This window comes from Anoxybacillus thermarum, from assembly GCF_000836725.1.
In the GTDB taxonomy this organism is placed as follows: domain Bacteria; phylum Bacillota; class Bacilli; order Bacillales; family Anoxybacillaceae; genus Anoxybacillus; species Anoxybacillus thermarum.
Genome location: NZ_JXTH01000007.1, coordinates 12,400 through 37,971, shown reverse-complemented (window position 1 = coordinate 37,971; position 25,572 = coordinate 12,400). Strand labels below are relative to the sequence as shown.

The 25,572-nt window shown below is 42.1% G+C and carries 26 protein-coding genes; 13 read left to right on the top strand and 13 right to left on the bottom strand.

Features of this window, described 5'->3' with window-relative positions:
* Nucleotides 1-25: 25 nt before the first annotated feature.
* The 3 genes from LH47_RS02890 to tnpC form a co-directional block, all read right to left on the bottom strand.
* Nucleotides 26-778 (bottom strand): hypothetical protein, encoded by a 753-nt coding sequence (locus LH47_RS02890; RefSeq protein ID WP_019418204.1) that lies wholly within the window; start codon nucleotides 776-778, stop codon nucleotides 26-28.
* Nucleotides 779-1,106: 328 nt separating this feature from the next.
* The gene (locus LH47_RS02885) at nucleotides 1,107-1,526 is read right to left on the bottom strand and encodes a hypothetical protein (RefSeq protein ID WP_012575641.1); all 420 of its coding nucleotides are present in this window, start codon (nucleotides 1,524-1,526) and stop codon (nucleotides 1,107-1,109) included.
* A 344-nt stretch (nucleotides 1,527-1,870) separates the two neighbouring features.
* Nucleotides 1,871-3,319 carry an IS66 family transposase gene (gene tnpC, locus LH47_RS02880; RefSeq protein ID WP_043964649.1) on the bottom strand — a complete coding sequence of 483 codons (1,449 nt, stop codon included), beginning with the start codon at nucleotides 3,317-3,319 and terminating at the stop codon, nucleotides 1,871-1,873.
* A 291-nt stretch (nucleotides 3,320-3,610) separates the two neighbouring features.
* Here tnpC and LH47_RS02875 point away from each other — a divergent pair, with 291 nt between their 5' ends.
* Nucleotides 3,611-4,939, top strand: a complete 1,329-nt coding sequence (locus LH47_RS02875; protein ID WP_043964648.1) for an IS3 family transposase — start codon at nucleotides 3,611-3,613, stop codon at nucleotides 4,937-4,939.
* 157 nt (nucleotides 4,940-5,096) lie between these two features.
* On the opposite strand, the gene LH47_RS02870 is transcribed toward LH47_RS02875, so the two are convergent.
* Complete coding sequence (locus tag LH47_RS02870) at nucleotides 5,097-6,269, bottom strand: ISL3 family transposase (protein WP_043964645.1); 1,173 nt, start codon at nucleotides 6,267-6,269, stop codon at nucleotides 5,097-5,099.
* A 340-nt stretch (nucleotides 6,270-6,609) separates the two neighbouring features.
* On the opposite strand from LH47_RS02870, the gene LH47_RS02865 reads away from it, so the two are divergent.
* The gene (locus tag LH47_RS02865) at nucleotides 6,610-7,797 is read left to right on the top strand and encodes an IS701 family transposase (protein ID WP_026011713.1); all 1,188 of its coding nucleotides are present in this window, start codon (nucleotides 6,610-6,612) and stop codon (nucleotides 7,795-7,797) included.
* Between the two features lie 82 nt (nucleotides 7,798-7,879).
* Nucleotides 7,880-9,130, top strand: a complete 1,251-nt coding sequence (locus tag LH47_RS02860; RefSeq protein ID WP_012575646.1) for an MFS transporter — start codon at nucleotides 7,880-7,882, stop codon at nucleotides 9,128-9,130.
* Nucleotides 9,131-9,186: 56 nt separating this feature from the next.
* Here LH47_RS02860 and fabI read toward each other — a convergent pair whose 3' ends face one another.
* Complete coding sequence (fabI, locus tag LH47_RS02855; protein ID WP_019417850.1) at nucleotides 9,187-9,963, bottom strand: enoyl-ACP reductase FabI; 777 nt, start codon at nucleotides 9,961-9,963, stop codon at nucleotides 9,187-9,189.
* 90 nt (nucleotides 9,964-10,053) lie between these two features.
* A complete protein-coding gene (mgtE, locus tag LH47_RS02850) occupies nucleotides 10,054-11,385 on the bottom strand; it encodes a magnesium transporter (protein WP_043964618.1) in 1,332 nt (443 codons plus the stop codon).
* A 112-nt stretch (nucleotides 11,386-11,497) separates the two neighbouring features.
* Here mgtE and LH47_RS02845 point away from each other — a divergent pair, with 112 nt between their 5' ends.
* Together LH47_RS02845 and prpE are read left to right on the top strand one after the other, a co-directional pair.
* Nucleotides 11,498-12,664: an FtsW/RodA/SpoVE family cell cycle protein gene (locus tag LH47_RS02845; protein WP_043964616.1), complete on the top strand. Its 1,167-nt coding sequence runs from the start codon at nucleotides 11,498-11,500 to the stop codon at nucleotides 12,662-12,664.
* Nucleotides 12,665-12,702: 38 nt separating this feature from the next.
* Entirely contained in the window at nucleotides 12,703-13,437 is a 735-nt protein-coding gene (gene prpE / locus LH47_RS02840; RefSeq protein ID WP_043964613.1) for a bis(5'-nucleosyl)-tetraphosphatase PrpE, read from the top strand.
* On the opposite strand, the gene LH47_RS02835 is transcribed toward prpE, so the two are convergent.
* The 4 genes from LH47_RS02835 to LH47_RS02820 are packed head-to-tail and all read right to left on the bottom strand — an operon-like array spanning nucleotide 13,434 to nucleotide 16,130.
* A complete protein-coding gene (locus LH47_RS02835; RefSeq protein WP_043964611.1) occupies nucleotides 13,434-14,312 on the bottom strand; it encodes an RluA family pseudouridine synthase in 879 nt (292 codons plus the stop codon). The genes prpE and LH47_RS02835 overlap by 4 nt on opposite strands.
* 12 nt (nucleotides 14,313-14,324) lie before the next feature.
* Nucleotides 14,325-15,116 (bottom strand): NAD kinase, encoded by a 792-nt coding sequence (locus LH47_RS02830; protein ID WP_043964608.1) that lies wholly within the window; start codon nucleotides 15,114-15,116, stop codon nucleotides 14,325-14,327.
* A gap of 6 nt (nucleotides 15,117-15,122) precedes the next feature.
* Nucleotides 15,123-15,761 (bottom strand): GTP pyrophosphokinase, encoded by a 639-nt coding sequence (locus tag LH47_RS02825; protein WP_043964606.1) that lies wholly within the window; start codon nucleotides 15,759-15,761, stop codon nucleotides 15,123-15,125.
* Nucleotides 15,762-15,773: 12 nt separating this feature from the next.
* Nucleotides 15,774-16,130, bottom strand: coding sequence for a UPF0738 family protein (locus LH47_RS02820; RefSeq protein ID WP_235341029.1), 357 nt, complete (start codon nucleotides 16,128-16,130; stop codon nucleotides 15,774-15,776).
* Nucleotides 16,131-16,259: 129 nt separating this feature from the next.
* Between LH47_RS02820 and LH47_RS02815 the strand changes: the two genes are divergently transcribed.
* The 5 genes from LH47_RS02815 (at nucleotide 16,260) to LH47_RS16405 (ending at nucleotide 19,130) form a co-directional block, all read left to right on the top strand.
* A complete protein-coding gene (locus LH47_RS02815; protein WP_043964603.1) occupies nucleotides 16,260-16,850 on the top strand; it encodes a CYTH domain-containing protein in 591 nt (196 codons plus the stop codon).
* The gene (locus LH47_RS02810) at nucleotides 16,847-17,458 is read left to right on the top strand and encodes a lytic transglycosylase domain-containing protein (protein ID WP_043964602.1); all 612 of its coding nucleotides are present in this window, start codon (nucleotides 16,847-16,849) and stop codon (nucleotides 17,456-17,458) included. The genes LH47_RS02815 and LH47_RS02810 overlap by 4 nt, the downstream gene beginning before the upstream one ends.
* 56 nt (nucleotides 17,459-17,514) lie before the next feature.
* Entirely contained in the window at nucleotides 17,515-17,916 is a 402-nt protein-coding gene (locus LH47_RS02805) for a globin domain-containing protein (protein ID WP_009362172.1), read from the top strand.
* Nucleotides 17,903-18,745: a ClpXP adapter SpxH family protein gene (locus LH47_RS02800; RefSeq protein WP_084221235.1), complete on the top strand. Its 843-nt coding sequence runs from the start codon at nucleotides 17,903-17,905 to the stop codon at nucleotides 18,743-18,745. Before LH47_RS02805 ends, LH47_RS02800 begins: the two co-directional genes overlap by 14 nt.
* A gap of 220 nt (nucleotides 18,746-18,965) precedes the next feature.
* On the top strand, nucleotides 18,966-19,130 hold the full coding sequence (locus tag LH47_RS16405) for a hypothetical protein (RefSeq protein ID WP_042534475.1): 165 nt from the start codon (nucleotides 18,966-18,968) through the stop codon (nucleotides 19,128-19,130).
* A gap of 31 nt (nucleotides 19,131-19,161) precedes the next feature.
* Here the strand turns inward: LH47_RS16405 and pepF are convergent, their stop codons facing one another.
* Both pepF and LH47_RS02785 read right to left on the bottom strand, forming a co-directional pair.
* Nucleotides 19,162-20,958, bottom strand: a complete 1,797-nt coding sequence (pepF, locus tag LH47_RS02790; RefSeq protein ID WP_043964595.1) for an oligoendopeptidase F — start codon at nucleotides 20,956-20,958, stop codon at nucleotides 19,162-19,164.
* Nucleotides 20,959-20,996: 38 nt separating this feature from the next.
* The gene (locus LH47_RS02785; RefSeq protein ID WP_043964593.1) at nucleotides 20,997-22,181 is read right to left on the bottom strand and encodes a competence protein CoiA; all 1,185 of its coding nucleotides are present in this window, start codon (nucleotides 22,179-22,181) and stop codon (nucleotides 20,997-20,999) included.
* A 222-nt stretch (nucleotides 22,182-22,403) separates the two neighbouring features.
* On the opposite strand from LH47_RS02785, the gene mecA reads away from it, so the two are divergent.
* Complete coding sequence (gene mecA / locus LH47_RS02780; protein WP_043964591.1) at nucleotides 22,404-23,072, top strand: adaptor protein MecA; 669 nt, start codon at nucleotides 22,404-22,406, stop codon at nucleotides 23,070-23,072.
* A gap of 57 nt (nucleotides 23,073-23,129) precedes the next feature.
* A complete protein-coding gene (gene cls / locus LH47_RS02775; RefSeq protein WP_043964589.1) occupies nucleotides 23,130-24,635 on the top strand; it encodes a cardiolipin synthase in 1,506 nt (501 codons plus the stop codon).
* Between the two features lie 17 nt (nucleotides 24,636-24,652).
* Here the strand turns inward: cls and spxA are convergent, their stop codons facing one another.
* Complete coding sequence (spxA, locus tag LH47_RS02770) at nucleotides 24,653-25,063, bottom strand: transcriptional regulator SpxA (protein ID WP_043964587.1); 411 nt, start codon at nucleotides 25,061-25,063, stop codon at nucleotides 24,653-24,655.
* A gap of 249 nt (nucleotides 25,064-25,312) precedes the next feature.
* Here spxA and LH47_RS02765 point away from each other — a divergent pair, with 249 nt between their 5' ends.
* Nucleotides 25,313-25,504 (top strand): hypothetical protein, encoded by a 192-nt coding sequence (locus LH47_RS02765; RefSeq protein WP_043964585.1) that lies wholly within the window; start codon nucleotides 25,313-25,315, stop codon nucleotides 25,502-25,504.
* Nucleotides 25,505-25,572: the final 68 nt, after the last annotated feature.

The following is a 25,572-nucleotide window of genomic DNA, read 5'->3' as shown; positions in this document are numbered from 1 at the left end:
TTAGCTAGAGCTGTTGTAGCATTCCTCATTCATTCACTTTCATACGTTCAAAAGATACAAAAACAATCAAACTTAAAATAGCACTTATTAATAACATAAGGTGGACGATAAAATAAATATACATACCTAAAAAACTAAATAATAATGTGGAAATCGATATGACTACTTTAATTATTTGCATTAACTCTCTTTTATCTCTTTTTTTATTTTTGTGAATAAAAATCGTATTGATATGAACATTTATCGCTACACCTAAAGTGATGATCGTGCTTAGTACTACAGCTTGAAAAATGAGAGGGGTATCGGTGAAGTATATCACCATAAAAAATACGGTTAGCACAAAATAAAAAAGAGGAATATGTCTATTATACCCCTTGGCTTTGAGATATCTTAAAAATAAAACATTCATTATTCCTGGTAACACAAATGGGATGAAAGATAACCTTATCATCCCTTCTTGATCAAATCTTTCTACTAGAGATGGAATCCAAAGAATTGGGATGGATGATATAATCCCCATAAATATTAACAAAGATATACTATCTACTTTTTTTCGAGATAAGATAACAGCTTTATTAGTTGAAAAATTATGTTGGACATTTATACTCGCAATTGCAATAAACAAAAATAATGATGAGAACATATATATCCTCAACGGAATACTAAAGATGAACACTCCTAATCCAAATCCTACAAGTTTAGCTAAATTCCCAACTACACTTATTTTAACCATGCCACCAAACAAACGTTTATCATTTTCAAGAATTTTTTCTTCCAAACTTCTTCCTACATATGAAGAGGAGAAAAATAAAACTGCATATGTGACCAATAAAATGACTACCTCATCTTTTAAAACGTATGATAAAAGGAATAATATCAATAAAAAAAAGCTTGTGATCAAACTAATAATCTTGAAGTGTAAAGTCGAAATTTTTCTTATAAATAAAAAATCAATAACAATAAAGACGCTAATCAGTGAATTTATAATTATAACTAAAAAAGGAGATAGACTAGAAATCGATACAATTCTAGTAATAGTATAGGAATAAGCCATACCTGAAGCTAAAATTAGGAAAAAATATAAAAAAACGAGGATATAGTTTTCTTTAACATATCTCATAATATATAATTCCCTTTTTTTGTTCTTTGAATTTTTCGAACTGTAGCTTGTCATGAAAAAGAAAAACAGAAGCATCTCTACCTATTTCAGAAACATATAGCTCGTAACCATTTTTAGACTTTACCAACACCCCATAATTAAACTCTCCGAAGTGGCTAACTACTGTTTCTAAAAGTGATTCCGCCATATCATTCATATCATTTTGATAAGCATACTTAACAACTTCTAAGAAGAAAAAGAAAGAAAACGAACAGCCTCTTTCAAAGTAAATACGAAGTATATCGACTTGGACATTGCGAGGAAGTTCAACATTTTTAGATAAATACTGTTTAAATGCAATCATAAATCGATCAAGAGACTGAACAACAATTTTTCTAAAAATCTCATCTTTAGAATGAATATACATCTAGTGCACATGCAAGTAAAAGGGAACCGTGACTAAGTGAAGTCACTAGTCACGGTGATTTAACTTACCAGTCATAACAAGTTTCCTTAGCAAGTTTTTTACCAGATTTCTTAATTACTTTTACCTGCATGTTTTTCCTCCTCTCTCCAAAAATTAAATACATTAGTAATTATATATATATATATATAATTTTGTCAATATAAAATTTTATGAAAAATAAAATATTTTGATCATTTATAATAATATCTTGTCGGTTATACATTATTTTCGAGTAACTATTCATCCGAATGCTAGTGTGTAAAGTAGCCCAGCACAAATAGGGCATTTCGGTCATAGAAAATGCCCTACGTAGCGGAAAGAACTCGATCTATCGTTTCGCCTGTCAACAGAAGACACAACGAGTCCCACACGTTTTTTTCGTGTTTCGTGAGTGTGGAAACGATGCTTCTTGCGATGCAAAACGACTGCGCGAACGTTTCTTGACGAAATGTACCCGAGATGTTCTCTTTGACTTTGACCATGCGAAGATCTCGTTCGGCTTGGTTGTTGTCAAAGGGAACGTGAGCTTCACGCAAAAAGCGCAGCGCTTCTTCCTTCCGTTTTTGAAGTCGCCGAACGAAGGAGAGCGCTTTTTTTGGCAACGGTGTCATCCCTTCCAACCGATGTTGCGCTTTCGCGAGTATGCGATCATACACGCGCTCCCAACGTTTCGCTTCTTCTTCAGGAAGAAAACCACCATGTTGTTCGACCACTTGTTTGGCGGATAATAGAAACGCGATCATCCGTTCTGCCCATGTATGCCCTTGTTCGATGAACCCTTTCAAGTCACGTAAATGATGGGCATGACAAAGGGCATGCGTGGCTTCGGTGTATCTCGGGTACGTACCGAATGCATCATGCATCATCGTTCCTTTATATCGTGGAAGAATCCCGATTTCATCGGTTGCTTTCTTTCCACGAGAAGCATGAGGAACTAAGTATGTATATGCGGATGTACAGGCGACATGAACCCAGGCCTGTTTGCTATCGATCCGCAAGCTCGTTTCATCGACATGCAAGATGTCCGATGAAAGCAATGCTTCCTCGATGATGTCCATGTTTGGCTCGAGTGCTTCGCGTCCTCGTTTGACCATATTGACAAGTGTTCCTGTGCTGATCGGATGTTGATATAGCTCTTCCATCATGTCACGTAAACGTTGATATGGAATCATTTGTATGTTGTACAAATACACGACAAGTGCCGTGAGCCGTGGACCATATTGCACATGATTCGTGACATGTGGTGGAAACTCCGCTTGTTGCACGCATCGACAATGCGGACATGATTTCACTTCACGCTCATGTTGTGTCACTTCAATCGACACGGGAGGCAGATCAAACACTTGACGGACATCGACTTTGAACGGTTTTACGTCACGCAAAGAAGCCCCACATCCTTGACACGTATGTACGCGATGGACGACACGATGATGTGGATGTTCCACTTGACGGAGCGTCGTTCCCTCATGTCCCTCTTGCCCGCCAGGCTTTTTGCCAGACGGTTCACGAGAGGAGCGCTTTTTCTCAAAACGGTCAGAAGATGGGGGCAGATGGCTATTAGAGCTTTTTTTTTTCGTGCGTGCTTCCAGCTCTTGAACGCGATACTTCAGTTGTTCATTTTCTTTGCGTAGCTGTTTGTTTTCTTGACGCAAATGTTCATTTTCTTGAATGAGTTGATGAATGAGCTGCTTTTGTTGTTGGACTTTGCCCATTAAGCTCTCAACCGTGAATACAGCTTGTTGTACCGTCAACATGCGATTCACCTCCTTGTCTATCAATATTCACATCATAGACAGGAAAAGCGACAGGAAAAGCAAAAAATATTCAGCTCACTTTATGATGTGGCTGAATAGTTACAATGAAATTAGCTTCCCAGTGACTACGACTTTAATTTCGATTTATTCAAAAAAATATAAAATAAGGTAAAATTAGATTATATAAATAAAATGGTACCTGTAGGTAGGACACTCGAAAAAAAGAGTGTTCAACCTACAGGTATTTTTATATACTTGAATTTCAGAATATGGGGGGGGGTAGGGGACAATATGAGTAAAATAACTTTTTCATCTAAAGAGATAAACATACTTCAAAAAAATCCAAATGTACAACGTGTCAGCGAAAGGTCTATTACCTATACTGACGATTTTAAAAATAGATTTATAGATGAATACCAAGCTGGCAAATTCCCTCGTCAGATCTTTGAGGAAAACGGCTTTGATGTGGACGTTATCGGCATAAAACGAATGGAACAGTCAGCCCATAGATGGAAAAAAGCCTATGAAAAGAATGGCCTGATAGGGATTACAGATTCAAGGAAAACGGCTTCTGGGAGACCCTTAAAGCGTGAGCTTACACAGTCCGAAGTGATTGAAAGGCAAAGGGCCAGAATTGAACTGTTGGAAGGACAGGTGGAGCTGTTAAAAAAGCTAGAATTGACCGAAAGGAGGCTGCTAAACGCAAGCGAAAATCTCAATCCGAATAAAGCGTACCAATTGATACAGGAGACCATTGAACAGAATGGATTCAAGGGGATGACCAGGTATTTTTGTGACCTTCTGGATGTCTCACGGTCGGGATATTACAGCTACCTGAAGGCTTCCTCTGTCCGGGAAGCACGGGAGAAATTGGACCTTGAAGCGAAGGAAATCATCTTAAAGGCCTTTGACCGGCGGGGATATAAGAAAGGTTCACGCTCCATCAAAATGATATTGGAGAATGAGTTTGATATGATCTTCAGCCGTAAAAAGATCCAGAGGATCATGAGGAAATACGGAATCGTCTGTCCTCACCGAAAGCCTAACCCTTATAAAAAGATCGCTAAAGCAACGAAGGAGCATCAGGTTGTCCCGAACAAATTAAACAGGGAATTCAAGCAGGGAATCCCCGGGAAAGTACTACTTACGGATATCACTTATCTTCCATATAACGGGAATTGTATGGCTTATTTGTCGACCGTAAAAGACGCCTCCACCAATGAAATCCTGGCTTACCATGTGTCTGATCGCATCACCTTGGACATCGCCACCCAGACGATCCATCAATTGATGAACAATAAGAAAATTACTCTCCATGAAGAGGCTTTTATCCACTCGGATCAGGGAAGCCACTATACGAGCCCACGTTACCAGAAGCTTTTAAAGGAGTATGGCCTGGGCCAGTCTATGTCACGAAGAGGCAACTGTTGGGATAATGCCCCTCAAGAATCATTCTTTGGCCACCTTAAGGATGAAGTGGATTATCAATCGGCAAGAACATTGAAGGAATTGAAGTCAAAAATTAATCATTACATGGTTTACTATAACAATTACCGCTATCAGTGGAATTTAAAAAAGATGACCCCTATTCAATATAGGAATCATCTTCTAGCTGCTTAATCTCTTTTTTTATAGTGTCCTTGACATGGGTGCCACTTTAAAACACCTCCTTCTCTAATATAAATTTTAACAAAACCATCATATTTGAATATTAGCAAAAAAAAACAAAAAATAAAGTTTTTTGGTTCATCACCAAAAGATGTACTTGCACCAGCCATTAAAGTATGGTAGCTGTTTCTAACCGAACCCGCAATGCAAAACGTTGGATATTTCTGTATCCGTATCCCCGACGTTTGATCAGCTTAATCTTGTTATTCGTTCCCTCCATTTTCCCATTCGAATAAGGCGATAACATGCACGATATGATTTCGTCTGTTCGTTTGACGAGTGATTTTGCGATGGCACGCACAACCGAACAAGGACAAAACGAATACCGATGCATCCAAGCCTCCAAACGTCGTTTCGCCTGTTGTTCGTCTTTGCTTTTGGACACATAGCGAAAATGTTGAAACGATCGGTAGACAGACTTTAAGTCATCACTTTCCTTACACCATTCTCGTACAATTTGACGTTCTTCCTCCATCAGCTTCTCTGGACATTGGCTCAATAAACGACAAACGTAACGAACATTTTCGCGTTTGTAGCCCCATTTGTCTACATATTTGCGACAACGCTCTAAAGCATCTGTAAACAGCTGAATGACATGGAAATAATCGACCACGTGTGTCGCCTCTGGACAAACCCCTTGAATGGATTTTTTCATCGCTGGAGTTAAATCGCTCACGACAAACTGAACAGAACGAGACACATGAGCCAACGCACGTCCAATGGCTTCCTCGTTCTTTCCTGTTTCAATGGCATACACTTCACCTGTTTCGGCATCCATGACCGCCACTCCGTAGTCATGCCCTTTTCGAAAAGCGAACTCATCGACACAAACCGCCTTTGGTTGGATGTCATTTGATAGGAAGGATGGGGCATGGATATAAAACCAACGTTCCACCGTCGTGTAAGGAAGCTTGAGCATCCGAGCCACTGCCTGAATGGATGTTCCGATACAAGATTGCGCGACCCATTGCTGAAAAGCATCCGTCGCTACACTTCGAGGAGAGATCGCTGGATAAGACGTGCTGAATGTCATGCCACACGTACCACAACGTCTGCGCTCGACAGGGAGTTCAATCCAAAAAATTCCGATTCGCTGAGCATAGCCATGCATCCATTGCTTCTTTTTGCATGTCATTTTGATCGTGCGCTTCAAGCAGACAGGACATAACGGGCATTGTTCGGGCAGAGAAAGTTCGAAAATCCAATGTTCTTCTTCTTTTCGCACCTTTTGAATCAAAACATCTGGTAAATCGATGAGTTCTTTGATAAACTGAGAGTACATGCGAATTTTCCTCCAATGGTTTGGTTTGGTCACCTTTACCATACAGGAAAATTCGCATTTTTTGTACCCTCTATTTTCTCTATGCACACCGATCTTAAATGATCAAGTACAACTTGTGGTGAAGAGCCAGTTTTTTTATTTCTGAAAATAAGAATTTAGAGGTGTCAAACAATGTGAATTCATAATAAGCAATAGAACATGATTACAAAAAATATATAGAACTGTAGATGAGCAAATTCACTAACATAAATTGACAACCAAACAAAAAAGGAAACATGAACCCGACTCCTTGGTTAAAATAGATGTGCTAACCAACCATTCACAAGGAGGTTCATGTCTCATGAATAGATTAGCACATCATCAAGGAATCCACAAGTTTTTCTTCGCATTGGGATTGGCATTGCATTTCTCGAAGCCGGTTCTGAAGCATCTCGTTCATATCGTCGATGCCTTGACCACCAAGGGATTCTCGGGAACGCTGACAGATCTCCATCACTGGCGTTTTCATCCTAATCATCGAACAACGCTCAGCCATTTTTTCACGAAAAGCCCTTGGGATGAAGAGACGTTGCTTCGCAAACTCCAGCAATGGATCCTTCATCGCATCAAGCGAATCGCCAAACGGGAGAATCAACCCCTTTTTGTTTCGATTGATGATACCATTTGCCAAAAAACGAAGCCTTCGTCACGGGCAACGCACGCCATTCAAGGGTGTGGTTGGCATTTCTCTCACAAAGATCATCAATCGGTCTGGGGGCATTCGCTCGTTTGGCTGATGGTGCACACCTTCACGCAGGCGTTTCCGTTCGCGTTCCGCCTGTATGACAAGAAGGCGGGAAGGAGCAAAATCGACCTGGCGATCGAGATGCTTTCCTCACTCAAGGTGGAACCGGATCGGCCGGTGTATGTGCTCATGGATTCGTGGTACCCGTCCAAAACGCTCATCGAAGCCTGCTTGAGCAAGGGATTTCATGTCATCGCGATGCTCAAGACGAATCGGATTCTTGATCCGAACGGCATTGCAATCCAAGCGAAGCAGTTCGCCCGCTATATCGAGCCCCAAGACACCCGCCTCGTCACGGTGGGGAAGGAGCGTTACCGCGTGTATCGCTATGAGGGGGCGATCCATGGCCTCGATGACGCGGTGGTGCTGCTGGCTTGGAAGGCGGATCAGCCGATGACATCGGAACATCTCCATTGCGTCTTGAGCACCGACCGGGAGCTCGGGGACGAAGACATCTTGCGTTACTATGCCCAGCGTTGGACAATCGAATGCTTTTTCCGGCAGGCGAAAGATCAACTGAAGCTGGATGGATACCGCGTTCGCCACATTCGGGCGGTGAAACGGTATTGGGCGGTGGTGCTCTTGGCCTGCGTGTACAGCATAGCGGAATCCCAGCAAGACCTCTCCACCGGATTGGAGCTTCTTCGATCGCGGAAAGGACACAGCGTCGTCGAGTTCATTTATAACGCCGCGAAGCAAGAGATTCCCATTGATGTGATCAAAAAACAGCTCCATGTCGCCTAAGGGGTTCCCTGTTTGTTTCTTTAACTATGGAAATTATTGTAATGAAAAATGCTCATCTACAGTATAGAAAAGAGGAAATTCAATGAGAAATAAGATGTTTCATTTCTTTTGGATAGGTCAATCTTTTGCTAATTTTGGCGATGTCTTTTATATCGTTTCATTAATCACGTATCTTTACCATCTAACATCAAAAAGCATGGCTACAGCATTCGTTACATTTTTAGTTACATTGTCGCTTTCTATTAGTGGGATAATTGCTCCTATTTTTTTCGAAAAATTTAAATTGAAGATTATATTAGCTTATGGGCAAATGTTTAAAACAATATTATTAATGATTTTATGTATTTATATAAACATGAATATAGTAAGTAATGTTTGGCTCATTTACACGGTTGTATTATGCATTAGTTTTTTTGATGGGATAAGTAACCCTATTAAAAGCTCGTTAATCCCTTTAGTAGTTAAGAGGGAAGAAATTTTAAAAGCAAACAGTATGTTAAACACGTTAGATCAATTTATCAAGCTAAGCGCATGGCCTATTGGTAGTTTAATCATAGCCTTTCTATCTCCAGCTTTTTTGATCAACATGACTTTGTTGCTTTACATGATTTCATGCTTTTTTATGTTCCTTCTCAACATAGAAGAAACAAGTAAGCGAGAAAATGTTAATCGAAAAGGTACAAAGAAAGTTCCATCATCTATGAGCATAGGATGGAAATATACATTCACAAATCAACATTCCAAATCTATAAGTTTTATGACTTTGTTTGAGGGAGTCGGGAATGGTGTTTGGATTTCAGCAATACTTTATGTATACGTCAAAGAGCAATTGCATTTAGGAGAGGAATGGTGGGGGTATATTAATTCTATTTTCTTCGGTGGAATGGTTATAGGTGGGTTTTTAATCATAAAATTTAATAAATTCATCGAAGCTAGCCAGCAAACGATTGTACTATCCACTCCATTTATTATAGCAACTGTAACTTTTCTATTTGGAAATGAACAATACGCATGGTTATCTTTATTTTGGTCTATGATATATGGGATAACAGAACAATTTAGATTCGTATCCCTACAAACAATTCTGCAAAAAAATACAGAGCCACATTTACTGCCTAATGTGTTTGCGGTTCAAGGAGTAATCAGCACGATTACATTTGGAGTGTCTACATTACTATTAAGTTTTATAGCGGATACGTACGGTATTACCTCTGCATTTTATACATCTGCATTATGTTATATCATAAGCGGTTTAATCAGTTATAAAAATAAAGAAATATGGAAAAACGAAGAACAAAATCTAAAAAATGTAACAACCACTTTAAAACAGTAACAACATGTTACCTTTACTAAAAAAAGCTGTTCGGCAAATGCCAAACAGCTTTTTGATTAGCGCGCTAAAATATGGTAGCCAGAGTCAACGTGGATAATTTCGCCTGTCACGCCGCGCGATAAGTCGCTAAATAAAAACAATGCTGTATCGCCAACTTCTTCTTGTGTCGTCGTGCGGCGCAGTGGTGCGCGTTCTTCAATTTCTTTTAAAATGGAGTTGAAGTCGCCGACACCTTTGGCAGATAACGTGCGAATTGGACCTGCCGAAATGGCGTTGACGCGAATGCCGTATTTTCCTAAGTCGTTCGCTAAATATTTCACGCTCGCTTCTAACGACGCTTTTGCGACACCCATGACGTTATAGTTTTGCACGACGCGCTCGCCGCCTAAATATGTTAACGTGACGATGCTGCCGCCTTCTGTCATTAGCTCTTTCGCCGCTTTCGCCACAGCTGTTAACGAATAGGCGCTAATGTTGTGCGCAAGTAAAAATCCTTCGCGATCGACGTTCATATACTCGCCTTCTAAATGCTCTTTATTCGCAAATGCGATACAATGCGCCACACCGTGAATGACACCCACTTGCTCTTTGATTTGCGCAAAGCATGAGGCAATTTCTTCATCTTTCGTCACATCGCAAGGCAATACAAGCGCTGTTTCATCTTCTAACGTTGCGACTAATTTTTTTACCTCATTTTCAAATCGCTCGCCAGCATATGTAAAAATTAATCGCGCCCCTGCTGCATGAAGCGCACGCGCAATGCCCCAAGCGATGCTTCGTTTATTTGCCACACCCATAATGACGTACGTTTTCCCTTGTAACGATAATTGCATATTCGTTCATCCCCTTAAATTATGATTTGTTATTAGAACCTAGTATTAATATGATTATAACAAAAAATTCCCTACTTTCAAATAGGGAATTTATAATAAATAATCCATAAACATTGTCGCTAAGCCAAAATAAATGAGAATGCTAATTAAATCGTTAATTGTCGTAATAAACGGACCAGAAGCAACGGCCGGGTCGATGCGCAGCTTATGCATGGCAAGCGGAATGAGCGCACCAGCGACTGTCGCCACTGTTAATGTCGCAAACAACGCTAATCCAACGAGCACACCTAAAAAAAATTGTTGCTTCCATACGTACACAACAATTGTAATGACGATGCCGCACGACAACCCAATCAAAAGCCCCGTTAATGCCTCGCGCGCAAGCATACGCCATTTTCCTTCTTTCCCTAAATCGCCCATCGCGATACGGCGCACCGCTACCGCCAACGATTGCGTCCCTGTATTTCCAGACATCCCTGCAATAAGCGGAATAAACACCGCTAAAATGGCGACTTTTTGCAATGTGTCTTCAAAGCGGCTAATTAAATTAGCAGTCATCATCCCTAAAAACAATAAAATAATCAGCCATGGCAACCGCTTTTTCGCCGCTTCGAATGGGGTGTATTGAATATCGACATCAGGAACCCCTGCAAGTTTCGAATAATCGTCTGTCGCCTCTTCAGAAATGACGTCGACAATGTCGTCAACAGTAATAATCCCAAGCAAATGATTGTCCGCATCGACGACAGGAAGCGCTAAAAAGTCGTAGTTTTGCATTTTGCGCGCCACATCTTCTTGGTCTTCATCAACGAGCACAGACACGACTTGATCATTCATGACATCATAAATCATCGCATCGTCATCCGATGTTAACAATTCCCGCAGCGACAATACCCCAACGAGCTGCCGTTGTTCGTTGACGACGTACAAATAATAAATCGTCTCCGCATTCGCTGCTTCTCTTTTTAAAATGTGCATCGCCGAACGCACCGTTTGATTCGTATGAATGGCGATATATTCCGTTGTCATAATGCTTCCGGCCGTATATTCTTTATAATGAAGCAACCCTTGAATATCTTTTGCTGCTTCATCATCCATAATCGTTAAATAATTCGCTACTTCGTTTTTATCTAGTTCATTCAATACGTCCGCCGCATTGTCGGCATACATGTGCCCAAGCATTTGCGCCACAAACAACGGATCCATTTCGGATAAGTACGTCTTATATTCCTCTTCTTCAATGTCGAGATGGTCAAAAATTTCCGCCATTTCCGCTGGCGACAAATATTCGTACATGCGCTTTCTAACTTCGGGACTTTGTTCGACATAAAACTTCGCCCGATCGTACGGATGAAGTTTTAAAAATTGCTTTCGAAACTCTTCCATTTTTTCATCATATAACGCCTGAACGATGTGCTCCATCATTTTCGCCCCCTCTCGACAAAAATCGCTTTTTTTATTATGCGCGAATCTTTGCCAACTTGCAAGCGACGATGTAAAATGATAGTGCACGAAAAAAGCAGGGGGAACTGTAATGGAAAATGAAAAAACCGTTCAATCAAAAATAGATTATCATTTACTATTTATTTTATTTTTAATTGCGATCGTGAGCGCCATCGCCATTGAAAGTGCGCGCGAGACGCTCCCTGCCAAGCTGCAACATATTAACTTTGCGCAAAAACAGCTCATATGGTACGGGGTCGGTGCCGTCGTCATTGCGGTGACGATGCTTGTCGATTATGACCGGCTATTTAAAATCGCTTGGTATTTATACGGTTTCGGGATGATTCTTTTGCTTGGATTAGAATTCAACGTCCCGGGTACATTAACGATTAAAGGGGCAACGAGCTGGTACAGCCTTCCGGGAGGAAACTTTCAGCCATCTGAGCTGATGAAAATTTTTATGATTATCGTCATTAGCCGCATCATCGTCAACCATCGGGAAAAATACCATGACCCGACGCTGCAAGACGACTTGAAATTGCTCGGAAAAATCGCGCTGTCGCTATTGCCGCCGCTTTTTTTACTTGCTCGCCAGCCTGATATGGGCATGTCGATGGTGTTTATGGCGATTGCCGGCTCGCTCATTCTCGTTTCTGGCATTCGCTTGCGCATCATCGCAGCCATTGTCGGTCTCGCCGTTGTTGGCGCGACAGCGTTTATCGTGGCGTTTTTATATTTCCCAGACGTGTTAAAAATTCAACAATACCAATTAAATCGTTTTTACGGCTGGCTCGATCCGTACGAATATTCAAGCGACCAAGGGTTCCAGCTTATTAAATCGTTGCTTGCGATCGGCTCAGGGGAATTGTACGGAAAAGGATATAAAAATTTAGACGTCTATTTACCAGAGTCGCATACCGATTTTATTTTCAGCATTATCGGGGAGCAATTTGGCTTTATCGGGGCAAGCATCGTCGTTTCGCTCTTTTTCCTATTAATTTACCGAATGATTCAAATTGCGTTAGAGTGCCACGATCCGTTTGGCAGCTATTTATGCGCGGGCGTCATCGGCATGATTACGTTCCAAGTATTCCAAAACGTCGGCATGACGATCGGCTTACTACCGATTACCGGCCTTCCGCTTCCGTTCGTCAGCTACGGAGGGAGCTCGCTTGCGACGTACATGCTTGCGATTGGGCTCGTCCTAAACGTCCGTTCGCGCACACAAAAATTTATGTTTTCTGCAGAACAATCATAGCCGCTTTTATGCGGCTATTTTTGTAGAAAGGAGGAACAATGTACGACATTATTGGCGATATTCACGGTTGTTTTCATGAATTGACGTTACTAACAAAAAAGCTTGGCTACGTTTGGGAAGGCGATATACCAATTCATCCGAGTGGACGAAAGCTTGCGTTCGTCGGCGATTTAGCCGATCGCGGTCCGCAGTCATTACGAGTGATTGACACCGTCATTTCGCTCGTTCAACAAAACAAAGCGGTGTACGTGCCGGGCAATCATTGCGACAAACTGTATCGTTTTTTTCTCGGTCGAAACGTACAAATTACACACGGACTTGAAACGACAGTTGCCGAATGGGAACAAGCCGATGAGCAAACGAAAACGCGCATTCGTACGCAATTTATGAAACTGTACGAAAACGCGCCCCTTTATGCCGTCTTAGACGATGGAAAACTTGTGATCGCCCATGCCGGCATTCGCGCCGATTACATTGGGCAATTCCATCAAAAAGTAAAAACGTTCGTCTTATACGGCGACATTACAGGCGAAAAACATCCAGACGGTTCCCCCGTTCGTCGAGATTGGGCAAAACATTATCGAGGAGATGCGCTTATCGTATATGGGCATACACCTGTGAAAGAACCGCGCTGGCTCAACAACACCGTCAACATCGACACCGGCTGCGTATTCGGTGGACAATTAACGGCGCTTCGCTATCCGGAAATGGAAACGGTCTCTGTCTCATCGACGATGCCATATGTCGCTGAAAAATTTCGTTCATTTGACTAAAGCAAGCTCGCCATATCGGCTGGAAGCGGCGCGTGAAACGTCATCGTTTTTTCAAGAAAAGGATGAACAAACGTCAACTCACAGCTATGCAACGCTTGCCTTTGCATGCGCTCGCGCAAGCCGCCGTACAAATCATCGCCAACGAGCGGATGGCCAATGTACGAAAAATGGACGCGAATTTGATGCGTCCGTCCCGTTTCTAATTGAATCGACACGTGCGTCATCTCGTTTTTTTGTTGCAATACTTCATAATGCGTCACCGCCCGCTGACCGTCTGGCCGCACTTGCCGCTCGATGATGCTATCGCCTTTTCGTCCAATCGGCGCATCAATCGTTCCAACGAGCGGGGTGACATAGCCGTGACAAACCGCTTCGTAGCGCCGTTTCACTTTTCCTTTTTTTTGTTGTTCACTAAGTAAATGATGCACATGGCGATGCTTCGCCACAAGCACAAGCCCTGATGTGTCGCGGTCAAGCCTTGTGACGATATGAACGGTCGTTTGTAACTGTTGCTTTTCGTAATGAAACAATAGCGCATTGGCGATCGTTCCATTCGGATGTTCACGCGACGGAATCGTCGACATATGCGGCGGCTTGTCAATGACAATGACGTAATCGTCTTCATACACAATCGAAAGCGGAATCGGCTCTGCGATCATCCCCTCGCTTTTTTGTTCAGGTGGAAACGATACGCACACTTCATCGCCTTCTTTTAATACGTAGCGGACGGTGACGTGCCGACCGTTCACTTCGATGTTCCCGCCTTTAAACTTAATGTCTGTCAACGCCGTTTTTGAAATATGCTTTTCTTTTAAAAATTCACGAACGAGCATCCCATCTTGTTGTGGGGTGACGATCCAACGAAGTTGAAACATACAAATCCCTTTCTACTGAATAAATGATTCGCGCACCCGCTTCCAAAACGGAAACGGACGGAAGCGGGCGAAACGAATTTTTTCATCGGCGACGCGGCATTGAATCGATTTGACATCTTTATGCAATAGCGATAAATGATCGATCGTAATTTGAAAATCGACGTTATTGACCGGCTTTAACATACACGTATGATGCGCGGGCAAAATAAGCGGCGAGCCGATCGTACGAAACACGCGGTTGTTAATGGACGCCATCTCCGCCACTTGAATCGCCTCTAACGACGGATGTAAAATCGCGCCCCCAAGCGCTTTATTGTATGCCGTACTTCCCGATGGCGTCGAAATACATAACCCATCCCCTCGAAACGTTTCAAATAAATCGCCACGAATTTCGACGTCCATGACAAGCGTGCCGCTCACGCTTTTGACGGTACATTCATTCAGCGCTAAATATTTTGCCTCGCGCCCGCCGCGCACATATCGAATCGTCACCTCTAAAAGCGGATATTCAACAACTTGATATGGCGTTTTCGCAATCGCAATGACGAGCTTTTCAATTTCACTCGGCACCCAATCGGCATAAAATCCTAAATGCCCTGTATGCACGCCGACAAACGCGGTTTGTTCGAGCCGGCTTCGATAGCGATGAAACGCAGACAATAACGTCCCATCCCCTCCGACAGAAATGACGATATCCGGCTCATCTTCATCATACGTGAAACGAAAATCCGTTAAATATGTACGAATTTTATACATACATTCGTTTGATATCGCATCCCCTTTTGATATGACCGAAAATTTCACGCGCCCTCACTCCTCGTTATCTTTTACCTCTTGCTTGCGCGAAAACGCTGCTTGCGCCTCTTGAATTTCAAAGCGAATTTTTGACATTTCTTCATCCAACAAATACGCGGCTTCCGCTGCCCGCTGCAGTCGTTGCTTAATATCTTCAGGAAATTTACCGCTATACTTATAGTTTAACGAATGTTCAATCGTCGCCCAAAAGTTCATCGCAAGCGTACGAATTTGAATTTCGACTAAAATGTTTTTCTCGCCATAAATCATTTGCACCGGATAACGAATGACGACATGATACGAACGATAGCCGCTCTCTTTTTTTTGCGTAATATAATCCCGCTCTTCAACAATTGTAAAATCGTTTCGTTGCCGCAGCAGATGAACGACCGTTTTAATGTCATCAACGAACTGACACATCATGCGCAAGCCTGCAATGTCTTGCATTTGTTGTTCTAGTTGATCGAGCGGAATATTTTTCTTTTGCGCTTTATCTAAAATGCTCGCAATCGGCTTCACTCTTCCTGTCACAAATTCAATCGGAGAGTGCACCCCTTGCATTTCAAATTGAGCGCGCATCCCTTTTAGCTTGACTTTTAACTCCTCTACCGCCTGTTTGTACGGAGCTAAAAAAAATTCCCAATGTTTCTCCACAAAACCACCTACTTACGCGAAAAATGCCGTTACCGCTTGTTCCATTTCTTCACCGTAGTTTGCATTTCCTTTAATATTATCAATTAAATATGCCACTTCTTCATGAATGCCTTCTAATTCGATCGTCGCATCACGCCCGACGAGAAAGATCGGCTCGTTTGTCGCAAGTGCTTCTTTTAACGCTCCCCACACCGCTTTTGGCATCACGACATAAACGAACGCATCGCTTGCCTCTAATATGTATACGAACGCACACGCGTCGGAATCGACAAGCATATGCCGTTTTGGTTTCAAGCCTTGAAGCGTTTCGTCACATGACATATTCCATCCGTTTTCTTTTCTTTCAGCTGAATGTACGTGTATTTTCATGTTCTTTCCTCCGTCCATCTATGATGTCCGCCTTTATTTTACCACATTTCACCTACCGATGTTCACTAGTTGCACTTTTTCTCATACATGTTGATAATAAAAGGTAGAATGGTGTGAAGGAGAAAAAAGATGAAACAGGAACTTGAAATTGAATTTAAAAATATGTTGACCGCTGAAGAGTTTGCTCGTTTAACGACGGCGTTTGCGGTGCGCGATAATGAATGGAGCGTGCAACAAAATTATTATTTTGACACCCCAGACTTTCAATTAAAACGACAAAAAAGCGCATTGCGCATTCGCATGAAAAACGACACATATACATTAACATTAAAACAACCATATGAAGACGGGCTGTTAGAAACGCATGAACGATTAACAAAACAAACAGCTGACGCGCTCATTTTAGGCATGCAACAACTTGAAGGCGAGATGGCAAACACATTGCAGTCGCTTCACATCGACCCGACAGCTGTCGTTTGCTTCGGTGCGCTGACGACACGCCGCGTCGAACGCCCATATAAAAACGGCACGCTCGTTTTCGACTTTAGCGAATATATGAACGTGTCCGACTATGAAGTCGAATACGAAGCAACAGATCGAACAGAAGGAGAAAAAACGTTTACGGAGCTATTGCAGTCGTTTCATATTCCAAAACGAAAAACGAAAAATAAAATTGAACGATTTTACGAAGCAAAATACGAAACGGAGCGATCGTCATGAACGTGCAACAATTAAAACTGCTTTTTGAACTGAAAGCGTTGCAAAATTTACAAGGAAAAAAAGAAGCGCCGACAACATCGTTTCACGACTTATTTCATGAGCTGCTAACAACGGAAACGAACGAAGAAACAGAAACGATACGCCCGTCTCTTCCGCTCATGACGACGGAAGAAACGCATGCGCCGACGTATGAGAAAGTAAGCGCACCGCTTTCCAAAAACACCATGCAGCAATGGATTGACGAAGCCGCTACAAAATATGATGTCGATCCGAAGCTCATTTATGCGGTCATTCGTCACGAATCAAACTTTAACCCGCAAGCAAAAAGCCGCGCTGGCGCGATGGGGCTGATGCAGTTAATGCCGAGCACGGCGCGCATGCTAGGGGTGCAAGACGCATTCGATCCGAAACAAAACATTGAAGGCGGGACAAAATATTTACGCCAACTTCTCGATCGTTATGACGGGAATGTGGCACTTGCGCTGGCGGCCTACAACGCTGGGCCGGGAAATGTCGACGAACATGGAGGCATTCCACCTTTTCGCGAAACGATGAACTATGTAAAAAAAGTAATGCAAACGTACTATGCTACAAGTCGCATCGTTTGAGATTCAACAAAGTCGTTGTTACAATATTGATATATTTCGGCAAAGGAGTTTTCTGTATGTTTCAATCCCCTTACGAAGCGCTCGGAGGCGAACAAGTTGTCGCAAAGCTCGTCGATGCTTTTTACGAGCGGGTCGCAAAACATCCTGACTTGGCGCCTATTTTTCCGAAAGACTTAACAGAAACAGCGCGAAAACAAAAACAATTTTTAACACAATATTTAGGCGGCCCTCCGCTATATACAGCCGAACATGGACATCCGATGTTGCGCGCTCGCCATTTGCCGTTTCCGATTACGCCTACGCGCGCGAAAGCATGGCTTGCTTGCATGCATGAAGCGATGGATGCGATCGGACTAAAAGGACCGGTGCGTGATGAATTGTATCAACGGCTTATTTTAACCGCCCAACATATGATTAACACCCCAGAGGATGAGCGAAAGGAGCATGAAGGTGAATGAAAAACGAATCGATCAGCAAGAAGGAACGACAAAACGGTTAGAAATTTACTTATTTGTCGATCCTCTTTGTCCGGACTGTTGGGCGCTCGAACCTGTTTTAAAAAAGCTTTGGATTGAATATGGACAATATTTTACGTTGCGCCACGTCTTAACAGGGCAACTCGATCGGCTTAACGGCGTGGCGTATAAACGAATTGATCGGCATGCGACGCGCGCAGGCATCGCATGTGATGATCGGGTGCTACTTGAAGCACCCTTACCTATTCCGTATGTCGCCTCGCTCGCCGTCAAAGCGGCAGAATTGCAAGGACGGCAAGCAAGCATCCGTTTTTTACGTCAACTTCAAGAAATTGTATTTATTCAAGAAAAAAAAATGACAGACACAAGTACGCTCATCCAATGCGCCATCGATGCCGGTTTAGACGTGCGAGAATTTATAAACGATTTATCTTCACCGATCGCCGTCAAAGCATTTCAATGCGATTTAAAAATTAGTGCGGAAATGGATGTTCGTGAAGTTCCTACGCTCGTCTTTTTCAATGAAAATATTGAAGAGGAAGGCATTAAAATTTCAGGCTGTTATCCGTACGACGTATATGTCGATGTAATCCATGAAATGCTCGGATTTCATCCTCAACCATCTCCGCTTCCACCAATTGAGCAGTTTTTACATCTCGCTCAGTTTGTGACAATCGATGACATTGCGATGGTGTATAACATTCCGCGCTGCAAAGCGGAATGTGAACTAAAAAAGCTGCGTTTAAAACAAAAAGTGGAACAAATCGGCTCGTTTTGGCGCTGGATTGACAAAGAAAAAAGACTCGGCTAACACCGAGTCTTTTTTCTTTGTCATAAAGACAACAAAGGGGATGGGAGAAATTTTTCACGGTCAAACAAAGGGGTATAAGTTTGTTTGATTGTGATTCACTTCACGTTTATATATTAACAAACTCCTTCATGTCTTGACAAGTGTTTTATTCATTTGTCACATATTTGTCATATTTCTTTTTCAACTTCCCTATTATAAATAGAGAAGAAGGAGGGATTCGATGCTTATTGTATATATCATCTGGATCGTCGTTGCGCTCATTATTCACTTTTTTGCATTAATGCGGTTATTTCCGTTATTCATATCGATTCCGTTTTTATTCCTTTCTTTCTTTTCTTTTTTTACTTATCTCAACAACCGCCACCGCTTTCGCGGATTTCGTTAATAAGAAAGAAAGACGACCATTCAGTCGCCTTTTATAATAGTTGCTCAAGTTGTTGCAGTTTTTGTTCAAACACTTGGCACGCTTGCTCGATTGGCTCTGGAGATGTCATATCGACACCTGCTTTTTTCAACACTTCAATCGGATAATCGGAGCTTCCAGCTTTTAAAAACGCAATGTAGCGCTCAACAGCCGGCGCGCCTTCTTCTAAAATTTGTTTGCTTAACGCTGTTGCAGCGCTGAAGCCTGTCGCATATTGATATACATAATAGTTGTAATAAAAATGTGGAATGCGCGCCCATTCTAAGCCGATTTCTTCATCGATGACGATGCCGTCCCCAAAATATGTTTTATTCAATTCGTAATATTTTTCCGTTAACGTTTGTGCGGTGAGCGCCTCGCCGTTTTGCGCCATTTGATGAATCATATGTTCAAACTCCGCAAACATCGTTTGACGGAACACCGTACCACGGAACGTTTCTAAATAATGATTTAATAAATACAACTTTTTCTTCTCATCATCGATTGTCTGTAATAAATAGTCGTTTAGTAGCGCCTCGTTGCACGTCGATGCCACTTCCGCTACGAAAATCGAATAATTTCCGTACGGATACGGTTGATATTTGCGCGTATAATAGCTATGCACCGAATGACCAAACTCATGCGCAAGCGTAAATAAGTTATTGACATTATCTTGCCAATTCATTAAAATGTACGGATTTGTGCCGTATGAACCAGACGAATATGCGCCACTTCGTTTGCCGCGCGTTTCATGCACATCAACCCAACGATTTTCAAATCCTTCTTTCACGATCGCAATATATTGTTCACCAAGCGGAGCGAGCCCTTTCAATAATAACTCTTTCGCTTCTTCGTACGTCACTTTCATATCGACTTGTTTCACAAGCGGCGTATATAAATCGTACATATGCAGCTCATCTAATCCGAGCACGCGCTTGCGCAGCTGAACGTAACGATGCAACAGCGGCAAATAGCGATGAATCGTTTCGATTAAATTATCGTACACCGTTTCCGGAATTTGATTTTTGCTTAATGCCGCCTCACGCGCCGAACGATAATTGCGAACGCGCGCAAAAAAGTTGTTGCGCTTCACCGCTCCGTTTAACGTGCTAGCAAACGTATTTTCATATTTACGATATGTATCGTATACCGCTTTAAACGCATCATGCCGCACGCGACGATCTTCGCTTTCAAGAAAACGAATGTAACGACCGTGCGTAACTTCCACTTCTTCCCCGTTCTCATCTTGAATCGTCGGAAAACGCAAATCGGCGTTATTTAGCGCCCCAAACGTATTGCTGGACGCGTTCATCACATCCGCTGCTTGCGCAAGTATCGCTTCTTCTTTTTCCGATAACACGTGCGGGCGTTGGCGATTCATTTCATCTAGTTCATGCTCATACAGTCGAAGCGGTTCGTATTGTTGTAAAAACGTGCGCACGACCGATTCATCGAGCGCTAAAATTTCGGGCACGATAAACGCCATCGCATTGCCCGCTTCAGCATACAACCCTTCCGCTCTCGACTCAAATCCTTGATACAGCGAGTTTGTCGTATCTTCATCATGGCGCATATGAGCATACGCATATAATTTTCCTAATCGCAACAACACATGGTCGCGATATTGCAACGCTTCATATAACGTTTCTGCGCTTTCCCCTAGCTTTCCTTTATACTCCGAAAATTTCGGAAGAAGCGCGGCAATCGCCTGAAACTCCTCTTCCCACTGTTCATCTGTTGCGAAAATATCTTCAAGACGCCAAGTATACTGTACGGGAACGTCTTTGCGTGTCGGCAATGTTTTTGCCATATAGATCACCTCTTGCCTTAAAAATGTTTACTTATATATTATTCTCGTTTTATAAAAAAATCCTCTTTTTTGCTTACAATTCGTCGCAACACGTCTTCATCCCCCTTCATCGCTTCTTCGATCGTGCTTGGCAGCGACCATGACCGAATGCGTTGAAACGAGCTTTTTCCAACTTTCTTTAAAAAACGAAGCGAAACGAGCGCATGGAAATAGTCCATGAGCGCATATGAATAATGCGTCTTTGTGACGAGCGGAAGCGAGCGAATACGAATCACATTTTGACGAATGAAACGCTGCAGTCGATCATATAATTGATGAAACGAAAACGTCACATGAAGCGGAATATTCATCATTTCGATTAACATATACGTTTGCCAAACAAACGGCGGCGTTTCAAACCAATACGAATGGCGAAGGGGGATGCCTGCTTCATGCGGAAATAACGATGGAGTCATATGTGCTTCATACACGATGCGGCAAAACGTGCGGTTCGTTCGGTAGTAGAGAGGAGACAGACGCCACTGTTTCTTTTTTATGTTCCACGCATGAAAAAGGGCGTCTTGTTGTCCGTGAGGTGTTTTATGCAAAGCAGAAAACGGCATCGTATGAAGCGGAACCGTCGTCCACTCCCCATATGCGATCGTTGCGGATAGCGGAATAAGATGATGAAGAAACGACATGGTGCGCTGCGTTGAGCAATAAAATGGAATCATCTCTTGGTCGTTGAAAAAAAGCCACGAAAACGAAGACAATTGAAAAAACAATCCGCGACGCTGCACGTATGACGAATGAAGAAGCCAAATCGGAACAATGTTTGCGTGCATATACGCTTTCGTTCGCTTCGTAAATAAAGAGGATGAAATCGTGGAGCATTGATACTCTAACGCATACATCTTTTGATGATGGACGACAAATATGTCTGGGCGTTGTTGAATGTGTGGTAAATATGTTTCCACTTTTACTTTCAGTCGTTCATTTGCCAACCATTCGTACAGCTGTTGTTTTCCTTGTAAATGTGCCATCGTTTCTCGCTCTGTTTCAATGATACATTTTGCTTCATGGGCAAAATGCGGCATGCGTTTTTTTCCGATTTTCAACTGTACTCGCTGTCGACAAACGGGACAAAAAAACGACTCGTTCGCTCGCCATGCGTGCAGCTGTTCAACCGTCCAATCGTCTAATAACGAACATACTTCCCCATTTTTAAACAAGGCAACAAACATATAACTTCCCCTTTCTCCATAAATTTTTCAACAAAGCGAACGATTCTCCTGCAAGAAATACAAAAAATAGGGGAACAACTAAATTTATTGAATTAGGCGTTTTTTATTTCCCTTCTTTCACATTTTATCATACAATAGAAGTACAAGATGTGGGAGGATGGGCGAATGCTCAAGGGTGAATTCCCTTCCTGAATGGATAATCGTAGAAGGGAGCTGAGGAACATGGAAATCGAACGCATCAATGAATATACGTTAAAGCTATATATGTCGTACGGAGACATTGAAGAACGCGGATTTAATCGCGAAGAAATTTGGTACAATCGCGAACGAAGCGAAGAATTATTTTGGGAAATGATTGATGAAATTCATCAAGAAGCGGAACTTTATTTAGAAGGCCCGCTTTGGATTCAAGTGCATGCGCTTGAAAAAGGCATTGAAGTGCTCGTCACAAAAGCGCAAATTTCAAAAGACGGAACGAAATTAGAACTTCCAATTAACGATGAACGATTTAGAGACTTACCTGTCGATGAAAAAATCGAACAAATATTAGATCAACATTTTAACATCATTAAAGCATCATCATCGGTAGCGCCTGAAAATCCGCTTCAGTTCGTCATCCGCTTTAAAAATATCGAAGACGTCATCGCCCTTGCTCATCGTCGCGATTTTTCAACATTAAACAATCGCCTATTCGCATTTGAAAACAACTATTATTTATACGTCGAATTTACAGAAGAAGATGCCGATCGCGACATTGACAATATGTTAAGCATATTGCTTGAATACGGGCAAGATTCCGAAATGACAATTCATCGTCTTGAAGAATACGGAAAAATCGTCATCGCACAACAAGCGCTAACGATGATCGCAAAACATTTTCCAAACTCATAACGCCGATTTCAATTGCTTGAAATCGGCTTTTTTTCCGTAAGGTTAGGTGAATGAGACATGAGAAATGCTTTAAAGGTTGCACTATTTATCCTTGTTTTTATCGGCTTTTTAACGGTAACGAAAGATTATTGGGAAGGCTGGCTGCTCGGAACGTTCAGCTTACTTGTCACCTTGTCCGTCATTTTTATTTCATTCGTCATTTTTTTAGAAAACCGCCATCCGACAAAAACGCTCACATGGCTCGTTTTGTTCGGCAGTTTTCCGCTCGTCGGCTTTATTTTTTATTTGTTCTTCGGGCAAAATTATCGCAAAAAACGACTTTTTCGAAAAAAGGCGCTACTCGATGAACAAACGTTTCGCAAACTTGAAACAAATCGTGCCGATCAAGAGCGAAAACTGTATATGAAACCTCATCAACAATCGTTGTTACAACTAGCGAAACGATTGACGAAAGAGTCCATCTCAACAGCAACAAAAACGCATGTCTTGACAAATGGAGAAGAAACGTTTACCGCCATTTTTGCGGAATTAGAAAAAGCAGAGCACCACATTCATCTTGAATATTACATCGTTCGCGATGACGACATCGGTCAACGTCTAAAGCACATATTAATGACGAAAGCAAAAAAAGGGGTGCACGTCCGCTTTTTATACGATGCTGTCGGAAGTTGGAAACTACCAAAAACGTACATACATGAAATGCGCGAAGCAGGCGTCGATATGATTCCGTTCTCTCCTGTTCGCTTGCCGTTTTTAAACAATACGATCAACTTCCGCAACCATCGCAAAATTATCGTCATTGATGGAAAAGTCGGTTTTGTCGGCGGGTTAAATATTGGCGATGAATATTTAGGGAAAAACGACTATTTTGGCTTTTGGCGCGATACGCATTTACTCGTTTCCGGTGAAGCGGTTCGCACGTTACAACTCATTTTTTTGCAAGATTGGTATTACATGACGGGACAGCAATTGTTGACGATGAACTATTTAAGTGCTCCAACCGTTGATGAGGCAATCGGAGGCGTCCAACTTGTCGCTGGTGGACCAGATACGAAATGGGAAGTCATTAAACATTTATTTTTTGCGATGATTACATCGGCTCAGCGTTCCATTTGGATTGCCTCTCCGTATTTTATTCCAGATGAAGATATTTTCACGGCGCTCAAAGTCGCTGCATTAAGCGGCATCGACGTCCGGCTGCTTGTGCCGAAGCGACCCGATAAAAAAATTGTGTTTTACGCTTCCCGCTCTTATTTTCCAGAATTATTAGAGGCAGGAGCGACCATTTATGAATACGAAAAAGGGTTTATGCACAGCAAAATTATCGTCGTAGACGGGGAACTTGCTTCGATCGGCACAGCGAATATGGATATGCGCAGCTTTCATTTAAACTTTGAAGTGAACGCGTTTTTATATCAAACGCCAAGCGTACAAAAGCTAGTCGATGACTTTATCGATGACTTCCATCACTCAACCAAAATAAATATGAAACAATTTCAGCAGCGCCCGCTTTGGATGCGCATTGCGGAGTCAACCGCCCGTCTTCTTTCTCCATTACTATAAAAGGCTTAGCGTGTATGTTACGCTAAGCCTTTGCTGTTGACGAGCTGTTGTGCTTGACGCAATTGATACGTGCGCACTTTTCTCGGTAAAAAGCGACGAATTTCATCTTCGTTGTATCCAACTTGCAGACGCTTTTCGTCCATAATGATCGGACGACGCAACAGTCCTGGATGTTGACGAATAATTTCATACAAATCTTGTAACGGCAACGAGTCGACTTGAATGTTTAGCTTTTGAAAAATTTTTGATCTTGTTGAAATAATTTCATCCGTCCCGTTTTCTGTCATACGCAAAATGCCTTTGATTTCTTCAATCGTTAACGGCTCCGCGAAAATGTTGCGCTCTGTATACGGAATGTGATGCTCTTCTAACCATGCTTTCGCTTTTCGGCAAGACGTGCAACTTGGCGATGAATACACGATAACCATATATATCACTCCCTTAAAAATGGGTTGCTGGAATACATTTCTGTATTAAAACACATCTTATTTTAAAATGACTTTAAAAAACTCTACAACGTACATTATACAACAAAAAAGTTTAGAAAGATACACCTTTTTTTCACTTCACACATATAATATACGGTTGTCCAATACGAACAGTTTCATTTTTCGTTGCTTTCATTTGAAATTTTCTCTACAATAAAAATAGACATGGCAAACAAAGGGGGAAATAACATGGCGCAATTTTTTATCGATTTTACGATTGTTGCCATTTTAGTCATCGGTATCACCGCGCTGATGGGCGTCATTTTAAACGGCATCGGTGAAAACATATTTGGCGGACAAAAAAAGCGGTTACATACAGCGATGAGCGAACATATTCAAACCGGCTGGAAAACAGTTGGCGGAAAAAAAGCTTCGAAATAATCTCGGAGCTTTTTTTAAAAACAAAATAGTCAAACGAATCAAAATATTGTATAATTCTTTAGTACAGC